General features: G+C 68.7%; 8 protein-coding genes. All 8 read right to left on the reverse strand.

The genetic code is table 11. From position 1 onward, the window contains the following. Window positions 1-133: 133 nt before the first annotated feature. The 8 genes from ACGF7Y_RS19750 to ACGF7Y_RS19785 are packed head-to-tail and all read right to left on the reverse strand — an operon-like array spanning window position 134 to window position 8,225. A complete protein-coding gene (locus ACGF7Y_RS19750; protein WP_393235724.1) occupies window positions 134-2,695 on the reverse strand; it encodes a hypothetical protein in 2,562 nt (853 codons plus the stop codon). A gap of 7 nt (window positions 2,696-2,702) precedes the next feature. Next, window positions 2,703-3,023, reverse strand: coding sequence for a hypothetical protein (locus ACGF7Y_RS19755; protein ID WP_393235726.1), 321 nt, complete (start codon window positions 3,021-3,023; stop codon window positions 2,703-2,705). 38 nt (window positions 3,024-3,061) lie between these two features. After that, on the reverse strand, window positions 3,062-3,436 hold the full coding sequence (locus ACGF7Y_RS19760; protein ID WP_393235728.1) for a hypothetical protein: 375 nt from the start codon (window positions 3,434-3,436) through the stop codon (window positions 3,062-3,064). Then, the gene (locus ACGF7Y_RS19765; RefSeq protein ID WP_393235730.1) at window positions 3,433-4,158 is read right to left on the reverse strand and encodes a hypothetical protein; all 726 of its coding nucleotides are present in this window, start codon (window positions 4,156-4,158) and stop codon (window positions 3,433-3,435) included. Before ACGF7Y_RS19765 ends, ACGF7Y_RS19760 begins: the two co-directional genes overlap by 4 nt. Continuing rightward, window positions 4,155-4,493, reverse strand: coding sequence for a YbaB/EbfC family nucleoid-associated protein (locus ACGF7Y_RS19770; RefSeq protein ID WP_393235732.1), 339 nt, complete (start codon window positions 4,491-4,493; stop codon window positions 4,155-4,157). The genes ACGF7Y_RS19765 and ACGF7Y_RS19770 overlap by 4 nt, the downstream gene beginning before the upstream one ends. A gap of 22 nt (window positions 4,494-4,515) precedes the next feature. Continuing rightward, window positions 4,516-5,982 carry a PPE domain-containing protein gene (locus ACGF7Y_RS19775; RefSeq protein ID WP_393235733.1) on the reverse strand — a complete coding sequence of 489 codons (1,467 nt, stop codon included), beginning with the start codon at window positions 5,980-5,982 and terminating at the stop codon, window positions 4,516-4,518. A 45-nt stretch (window positions 5,983-6,027) separates the two neighbouring features. Next, window positions 6,028-7,662, reverse strand: coding sequence for a hypothetical protein (locus ACGF7Y_RS19780; RefSeq protein ID WP_393235735.1), 1,635 nt, complete (start codon window positions 7,660-7,662; stop codon window positions 6,028-6,030). A gap of 11 nt (window positions 7,663-7,673) precedes the next feature. Beyond that, entirely contained in the window at window positions 7,674-8,225 is a 552-nt protein-coding gene (locus ACGF7Y_RS19785; RefSeq protein ID WP_393235737.1) for a hypothetical protein, read from the reverse strand. Window positions 8,226-9,008: the final 783 nt, after the last annotated feature.

Here is a 9,008-nt window from a genome sequence, read left to right on the forward strand (position 1 = left end):
CCTTTCCCACCACACGTCCCCCTATTGTCGATTCTTCCCAGAGATGGGGAGTGCGAGACGGTTGCCCGGTGCGCGGTCGCTCCAGGGTCGGTATGCGGCGACGCGTTACTCGACGCGGGCATTCGGCTTCCGCTCAGCGGCCCGGCCCCGCCGTGATGGTCGGTCGCCGAGCGGGCGCGGCGGGGGCGGGAGCCGGTGCGACGAAACCCGGGTGACTCACGATCTGCGCGTGCGCGTATACCGCGTCGCGAAGAGTCTGCCGAGTCGCCGCCTCGGCGAGCAGCAGCACGAGTTCGTCGCACCGCCGCTCGAAGACCATGGCGCGCAGCGCGCTCATCTCCGATGCGTGCCTGCCGCCGGCCTGGTCGGCGCGCAGCTCACCCAGCGCGACTCTGGACACATCGGCGCGGTGCGAAAGCATTGTCGCCGTGAGCAGGTCGTCGGCATCCCGAAGCTCCTCCCACAATTCCTGCGAGACCTCGCGGCGCTGCCGCAGTGCGCCGAGGATCCGCTCGCGTGCCGCGGGCGCGCCCAGCGCGGCAGGCGAGCCGAGACCGGCCTTGTGGACGCGAGCGTGCGCGTCCGAGGCCAACTCCCAGCATCGCACTCCGAGCTCCGACTCCGGTGTGGCCGCCGCCCGCCGCACCAGCGCCGCGGCCCCGACCAATTCGAGCCGGTCGGCCAGACTCGGCTTCGGTGCGCTGAAATCCATCGCCGACGAGGCGACCACTTCGCCCTCGATCGGCACGTCACCCAGCTGCCGTCGCAGCTCGGCATCGACGTCCGCCGAGGAGGCGATCGCGGTCAGCCGGGCGCCGGACCTGCGGCCCCAGGCGATCCCGAACTCCGCCAGCACGCGTGCGGGATCGGCGACGCCCTCCCACGCGTCCTCGGCCACCTCCCACACCCACGGGGTGGATAGCTCACGCGGCAGGTACAGCCCGGCCGGTATCCAGCCGCGGCCCTCGTTCGAGGTAACGAACGCGCTGATGCCGCTGGGATGGCGCATCACCGAAACCGCCCAGCCGAGCCCGAGGACGGCATCACCGCCCGCCGCCAGCACTCCGCTCAACAGCGTGCGGGCCAGCACCAGATCGCCGTCCACTCGCTCGCCGAGGACGAATGCCGGGGCGGCCGCCGACGTCATGGCCGCACCGACCACAGTGCGCATCGACTCGTCGCTGTCGTCCGCGCCGTCCTTACCCGCGCCGTCCTTACCCGCGTCGGTGCGCTGCTCGGTCCGTTCCGGTGGCTGCGCTTTGGCGGCGCCGCCCGCACCCGGTGGCGGTCCCGCGCTCGCCGCCGTGATCTTGGGGGTGGCGCCCGGCCCACGCGATTCGCTGGGCGGAGGAGCCGTCTGCTTCGCCTGAACTTGCGGCGGGGGGACAGAGCCGGCCTGGGCCGCCGGAGCGGACACCGCCGGTCCAGCGGGAGCGGCCGAGGCAGCCGGTGCGAAAGGTGCGAAAGGTGCGGTGGAAGCAGGGGCCGCGACCGGTGGCGGAAGGATCAGCGGTGGTGGCACCGACGTACCGGGGTCGGCCGCGGACGCGGAGGAACCGGCGAACTGCTCCGGCGCTTCCGTGTCGTGCGATTCCGCCGCCGAAACGGTGCCGGAGCGGTCGGGGGTCGCGGACTCGGCCGCCTCGGCCGGGACATCGGGATCGCTCCGATGGGACTCCCGCGCATCCGGACCGGCCGAATCCTGAGCATCGATCTCCACCGGGGCATCCCGTCCCGGTGCCGTGTGCTCGATGCCGGTGACCTGCCCGCGCGGCGGAACGCCCGCGGCGGGCAGACCGTGCCCGTCCTCCAGGCCACCGCCCGGCGCGGTGTTCACCGGGACAGTCGTCGGTCCGCCGGGGATGTACTGATCCGGCGCCGGTCCGGTCGACGGCGGACCGGAGCTGTCCTCGGTGGCAATGGGATCGGGTCGCTCCCCGAGCGGGTCACCGGGCAGCAGGGGGCCGAACGGATCGGTGGTCACCGGTCGGTCGTCGACATCGTGCGGGAGCGTCGCGACCGGGAAATCGTCTTTCGGCCGATTCGTCCGCGGCGAGCCGTCGTGGCGTGGATTGCCGGAGTGGTCCTTCGCGGGCCGGTGCTGGTGATGGACGTCCCCGCTGTGGTCGTCCGCACTGCGGTGGCCGGGTTCCCAAGGCCCCGGCTGCCCCAGCGCGTCGGCGATCAAGCCCAAACTGGGCAGGCCCTGCGGGCTGATCGAACCGAGTGCCGCGCGAACGACATCCTCCACGTCGTCCCTGGCGGCGGCGATCATGCCGGGGATCCGATTACGGAGGGCCTGTGCATCGGATTCGTCCTCTTCCGCCGCGGCCGCGCGTCTCGTCGCGTTGATCCGCGAGGTGGTCTCCTCGACGATGTCCAAGATCTTGTTGCGGGTCCGATACACCAGGTCGGAAAAATCCCGGAAGGTGTCCGCCGCGGCCTCGAGCGCGTCGGCGAACGCCTGCGGGTTCATCCGCTGGCGCAGCATGTCGTCCTTGATCGGTTGCAGACCGGCACTGGAACGGGCATGTTCGTCGAAGCCGCGGCGTTTGCTCTCGGCGTCGAGCAAGTCCAACGCCCCCGCGCCGTCTCGCGCGAGACGTTCCAGCGCGCTCCAGTCCCCCGGTGAGATCGCCGGCCAGTTGTCGCCGACGATCGCGTCCCAGTACGGACTGTCGCGCTCCGGTTCCATCAGCGAGTCAGACGGATTCGGTGCGGCGACGCACCACGGCGGCACCGGCGTGATCGGCGTCGGCGTGGGTGTAGGACACCTGGGCGGTGACCTGTGTCGTCGCGTCCACGCGGCGGCCGTTGGCCCGCACCGCGCGCTCGAACGTCGTCTTGATCCACTGCGTGTGCGCCACCAGTCGCCGGTCGATCTCCGATTCCGGTCGCCGTGGCGCGACGAAACCATCACTGATCTGCCCGACCTGGCCGCCGATCGTGGCGATCGCGGTCCGGAACTTGTGCGCGGCGGCGACCACCTCGTGCGGGTCGTCGGTATCGAATGCGTCGGTCATGTCGCTTGTCCTGTCTCGCCGTTGCGGCGGTCGGCAACTCAGGTGTCGCGTCGGAACTCGGATTCCTCCATGGCGCGATACGACGCCTCGGTCGGAAGATCGAACGAGTCGATCGTGTAGGAACGGGTCCCCTTGAACTCCATCTCGGCCCGCAACCCCACGCGCGATTTCGCGTGCGCCAGCCGCGCGAGCTTCACGATTTGGGACGCCAACCACTCGTCGCCGTTGTCGCGGGCGTCATCGGTGATGTACAGCCCGATGATCTCTCCGTCCCGGTCGCATCCGACGCCGACGGTGTGGTCGGGGTTGAACACCTCGTAGGTCATGTTCCGCCAGTCCGGTGCCGCGGCCTCCGACTGGTCGTCGTCATCGAAGTCGTAGTCGTCCACCTGGATCGGGTGCATGTCGGTCATCGGCTGGTCTCCGAGAATCGTTCGCCGGGGCGGGAATCGGTCAGGTAGTCGGAATCGTCGGTGACCGATTCCAGGCGCGCCGCCAGCGCGGACCAGGCGGCGTCCTCGATACGCATGATCTGGCGCAACTGCCAGAACCGGGCACCGAGATACAGCTCCCCCGTGCCGTCCGGGGCCACGTCCAGATGGTCGGGACCTTCGGTAGCCGGGTTCAACGTCACCGCCGTCACCGGCGGGCGGGTGTCGTCGACGTTGACCAGGGTCGCGCCGCCCCCCGGAATGAAACTCTGCCGCAACCGGGCGCTGCTGCCGATGGCGACGTCGGCGCTGTTGGTGGTGATCGTGACCTCAGGATTCAACAGCAGTTGCAGCACCCAGGACCGGGCCGTCTGCTCCGGGTGATCGGCGTTGATCGCGATCGTCAGGGTCGCCGCCAAGTCGACCACCAGTACCGCGTCCGTGGTCGTGACACCGGCGATCACCAGACGCCGGGCAGTGCCGACCGGGTACGGCAGGTCGTCGGCGGCCAACGACACCACGTCCGCGCCGACACCGCCGCCGGTGGCGGGATGCGCGGAGACGGTTCCGGTGGCGACGTCGATCGTGTAGGCGACGATCGTCTCCGAGATGCCCTCCGCCACCCCGGCCAGCCGGACCAGCCCCTCGTCGTGCAACCACCGGACGGTGTCCGCGACGGTGACGTCCGGTGCGGGCTCGGTCATCCGGACTGCCCCGGAGCGGTGGCGACCGGCTCGGTTCCCTCGACGGGCGTCTCCATGACGCTTTGGTACTGCCGCGCCGCATCGGCGGTACTCTCCCGGATGGCGGCCATGATCTCGGCTACCAGTTCCGGGCCGGTGAGGCGCGCAGCGGTCCCCGGAGCGAGGTAGAGATCGGTCAACTTGCCCATCGCGTCGACCTCCGGGATGACCGCGCCGCTCGGCGACGGCCTGCGGGCCCGGATGTTGTCGATCTTCTCCCGCATCTCGGCGATCCGGTGCCGGAGATCGCGGGCGGCGTCCAAAGCCGCCTGCACGTCCGGGTGGATGGAACTCACGACTCCACCTCGCTGTGCTCACTCATGCGTTACCTCCGGGTTGGGAAGGGTTCTGGTTGCTCGGTGTGGGCGTCGGGGGGGTGACGGTCGGGGCGATGGTCGGCCGTTCGCCGATCACCGCTTCGGTGTGCGGCGTGTCGTCGACATACATCAGGCGGTCGGGATGCCACGCCACGACCCGGTTGCGGTCGTTGTTGCTGCCCGAGTTGCCCATGCCCGGCGCCATCGGCATGTACGGCATCATCGGCGAACCGCCGCGCGCGGCAGTGGCATTGGCGGCCGACGAGGTACCGAGGGGTTCGATGACCGATGCGCGCGGCATACCCGACCCCAGGGTGGCCGCCGCAGCCACCGGCAGGGCGCTCGCCGCGACGGTTTCCGCCTCGATATCCGGGATGCCGACGCCGGGGCTGCCCGAGGGCATCCCGCTCGGGCTGCCCGTACCGAGCCCGCTCGGGATGCCGAGATCGTCGTAGCCGTACTCGTCGAGGCCGTAGTCGTCGTAGACGTCCGACGCGTCCGACTGCCCGAGCTGACTCAGCGGCATTCCGGCCGAAGCCATCGCGCTCATCAGGGCGGGCAGCATCTGGGTCAACGCGCTGGAGTCGCCGCTGCCCTCGCCCTTTCCCGCGCTCTCACTGGCGCCTTCACTCGCTCCGACCTTCGAGCCGACCTCGGTGGAGTAACCGGTGATCGTCTCCGCCGAACGAGCGTTCTGCTCGTTGAATTTGGCCAAGGCCGCCTGGATGCCGAGTTCGTTCTTGGAGCGCATCGCCGTGATCAACTCCTTACGCGCGGCGATGATCTCCTCCGGCGTGGGGTGTTTGGCCTTCGCGGTGCGGAACGCGTCGCTGTAGGTGTCGATTCCATCGGCGAGCATCCCCAGGCCGGTGCCGAGCTGGTCGAGCCACCCGCGGCGCTGGCCGAGTTCCGTCGCCGCCGCGGTGCCGACCGGCTCCCAGTGCTGCATCGACTTCGCCGCCGAGTTCACTCCCTCGATAGCCGCCAGATGGGGGCCCCCGGCGAATTTGCGCAGCGCGTCCGCGAATCCCTTTGCCGCACCGGGCCCGGGACCCGAGTGCAACTGCTGTGCGAACGTCAACGGGTCGACCGCGCCGCCCGCGACAGGGAACCGCAGCGCGGGCGGGCGCCGCTGGCCGATCTCCTGTACTTCGCCGACCGGATTGGCGAGGATCTCACCGCCGCTGCCATTGATGGTCCGGGCGCCGCGGTCGTCGGCCTCGGTGTAATCCACGGCTGCCGCGCCGATGTTGTACGCGGTGCGCTGGATATCGGTGAGCACACCGGCCATTCCGTTCAACAACGAAGCGGCCTGCGCATTGAGCTGCGGCACTGCGGCTGCCGAGATCGGGTCAGCCCCCGCGGGTACGACCCATCCGCCCGGGATCGCCGCCCCCGTGTCGCGCGCCATCGCGGCGAGTTTCGACGCCGCAGCGACGAGTTCCTGCGGATCCACTTTCAGCGCCATCGCGACCTCCTTTCCTCATCTGCCGCTGCCGCAATGCTCGCGCGATCAGCCCGCCGCGACAACCGGCATTGCCGCGCTCGCGGACTGATCGGCCGAGCCCGGCGTCGAAGGGGGCGCCGCCCCGTCCGCCGGCGCGGTCATTTCGATGCCCTTCGGATGCACGAACCCGGTGAAGCTACCGAATTCTCCTGCTTTATCGGTCATCTCCGGCGGGTTGCACGGTTTGAGCTCGCCGTCGATGACGGCCTCCAGCGTGCCTGCGCCATCGTCGGAGGGGAATACCACGAGGATCGCAGTCCGCTTCTCCCACACGGCGACGTCTCCGGTCATCAGCTGGAACGGGTCGACGGGAGCGCCGATCTGCTTCTTGTCCGACCACTTCGCCGACGTCTTCTCGTACGCCTTCTGGGCGTCGGTGGCGCTGCGATTGCCGAACGCCGCGTCCAGGGCTTGGGCAACCATCGCGGAAACCTTCTGTGTGCGTCCGTCGGGAAAGGTGTATTCCACGCTGCCGTCGGCGCCCGGGGTACGGCCCGGCGCCACCGTGGGTTGCGTGGAAGACGTTGTGCCGGCGGGCGTCCCGGTGTGCTGCGTCGCCGGAGCCGTCGTGGACGGCTGCGCGACCGCGGGCTGGGCCGTAACCGGCGGCGCGACCGGCGGCGGAGCCACCGCGTCGAGTTCGTCGTCGTAGCGGCTCGGATCCAGGTCCCTGCGACGGCTGTTCAAGTCCTGGTCGGCCATGTTCCGCATCATCGCCTGCTGCATCATCATCGGCAGCATGGAACTCATCATGTCCATGCCGGAGCCCATCGGCGACGCGGCGGGGGTCTGCGGCACGTTCGGCATGGTGGGGGTCGTCACGCCCGGCGTGGTCCCGCTGGGGTCGAGGCTGCTCGGCGTCTGACCGGTCGAGCCGGGGCTACCGGGGGTGTCCAGATCGGGCAGCGTCGTGCTGGGACTGGTCGGGTCGTCGAGATCGTCCAAGCCGGGGGGGAAGTCACTGTTGTCCACGGCCGGCGGGATCGTCGGGTCGGGGGTGCCGGGGGTGCCGGGGGTCGTCGGCCAGTTCGACGTATCGACGGGAGGCGGAGTGCCCGCCGGGTTGGCCTGCGCCGCCTCCAGTTTCTTTATCTGATCTTGCAGGTCCTTGATCATCTTCGTCTGATCATCGATATCCTTGGCCACACCGCTCTGCCCCTGCCTGACGGCATCGATCTCGCTCGCAAGGGAATCATTGGCGGCGCTGACCCAGGTCAAGATATGGCTGTCGATCTGGATGCCTTGAGGTGGAGCGATAGGGGCCATCGCGACGACTTTTTCGTCGATTACCTTGTTGGTCGCTTTCTGCCCCGCCTCGGACCATTTTCCGGATTCGCGTATCGAGTTCACGAGCTCGGTGACGTTGCCGTTCAGGTCGGTGTACGACCGCTGAAGTTGCACCGCTACTTCCGCGTAGTTCGTGAAACTGCCGATGTTCGCAGGGGGGACCTGCGGCACTTCCGGAGCTTTGGGGGGATCGCCCTTGGAATCTTTGCCGAGAATCTTCCAGATCCCGTCGAAGTTTTGATACAAGGTCTTGAAGCAGGAATCGGTGAAGACCGAGAAGACCCATTCAGGGGGGTAATTGCCCTCCTGAATCTTCTTTCGATCGGGCATCAGCATCGGGTGCATGTCGGCCATAGCGCCACCCCTCAGCTGGTGCTAAACGTCGTCGATGCATTCAGTGGCTTGGTCGGCAGCGTCGCAGGGTACGACTGCCCTTGTCCCGGACCCGAGCCCGGCCCTCCCGAATGCGAGACGCCCGAAAAACCGGCACCCACGCCGGCACCGGTCAACCAACCGCGAGCCGCATTCAACGACGCGCCGCGCCCGGTCCACGCGGCTCCGATGTTCGCGGCCGGATTACGGACACCAGGGTTGAACGCGCCTGATGCCGCACGCGTGAGCAGATTCCGCCCCCCCGCGTTCGCCATGGCCCGGGCTGCGCCACCCGCCCCGCCTCCGAGCAGTGCAAAGGCACCGGTTTCGGCACCATTGCTCAAGGACTCTCCCCAACTTTTGTCCTCGACCCAATGGTCGTAGAGCGTCTCGGTCGCGAAGCCGGCCAGAGCGCTACCCGCCGCAACGCCGAACGCCGTACCGACACCCGGGACGACCGACCCGAGCGCGCCACCGGCAACGGTGAGGCCGGTGGTCAGCGCGAACTTACCGACACTCGACCATGGAATGCCGAAGAAGCCCATGAGATCACCTCCCGGGTGCTAGGCGGAACGCCGGTGCACGGCGGTCGACTGGTCTTCACTTGCGTCCATTGCGGCCGACACCACCTGGGTCAGAGGCTCGCAAGGCTGGTGCCTCACCACGGCAAAGTCCGCCTTTCGATCGAACTCCCCATCGTCTACCGGAGCGGTGTACGCCACGATCGACCATGAGTGAGACCTACTTTCGACGTCTTCATTGTCGAGGCTTCCCAAGGAGGGGAAGCGGGGCGCTGGAAGAACCTGGGAGCCGGTCCGAATCCAACTACACTGACTTGCGCGAATTGTCCAGGCTGCCAAATTAGTTCACAGCGACTTGTGAGGATGGGTTGGATGAACGTCTGCGACCCACTGCTCGAACCTACCGCTCGGGCATCCTCCACCTGCCGATGGCACCGACAACCGGGGGACGATCATGACCTCTGCTGAAATTTGGCCCACCGGGGTCGAGGTAGCAGCGCAAGAGCCGGAAACGGCGGAAGACGAGCAGACCGGACCGGTGACGCCGTGGTCGAGCCGGCCGGATCAGCAGCGGTCACGGCCGGGTACGGCCGTACCGGGGCAACCGAGCGTTCCCCCTCCGCCGGGTCAAGCGGGCGCTCCGGCGCCCGGTCAATCCAATGGCGCCTGGCAGCCGGGTCAGGCTGGTTCGCCGAGCGTTTCGGGTCCGTCGGGTGTGCCGGGTCAGCAGCCTGGTCAGGCTGGTGTTCCTGCTCAGCCGGGTGGTGTGCCGGGTCAGGCGGTGCCGGGTGAGGGTGTGCCGGGTGG

Source organism: Nocardia sp. NPDC047654, assembly GCF_043205035.1.
Classification (GTDB): Bacteria; Actinomycetota; Actinomycetes; order Mycobacteriales; family Mycobacteriaceae; genus Nocardia.

What these genes read in the sequence shown, in the direction of transcription:
- ACGF7Y_RS19765 (WP_393235730.1), bottom strand. Translation starts at nt 4,158, where the DNA reads ATGACCGAGCCCGCACCGGACGTCACCGTCGCGGACACCGTCCGGTGG.
- ACGF7Y_RS19775 (WP_393235733.1), bottom strand. Translation starts at nt 5,982, where the DNA reads ATGGCGCTGAAAGTGGATCCGCAGGAACTCGTCGCTGCGGCGTCGAAA.
- ACGF7Y_RS19750 (WP_393235724.1), bottom strand. Translation starts at nt 2,695, where the DNA reads ATGGAACCGGAGCGCGACAGTCCGTACTGGGACGCGATCGTCGGCGAC.
- ACGF7Y_RS19785 (WP_393235737.1), bottom strand. Translation starts at nt 8,225, where the DNA reads ATGGGCTTCTTCGGCATTCCATGGTCGAGTGTCGGTAAGTTCGCGCTG.
- ACGF7Y_RS19760 (WP_393235728.1), bottom strand. Translation starts at nt 3,436, where the DNA reads ATGACCGACATGCACCCGATCCAGGTGGACGACTACGACTTCGATGAC.
- ACGF7Y_RS19780 (WP_393235735.1), bottom strand. Translation starts at nt 7,662, where the DNA reads ATGGCCGACATGCACCCGATGCTGATGCCCGATCGAAAGAAGATTCAG.
- ACGF7Y_RS19755 (WP_393235726.1), bottom strand. Translation starts at nt 3,023, where the DNA reads ATGACCGACGCATTCGATACCGACGACCCGCACGAGGTGGTCGCCGCC.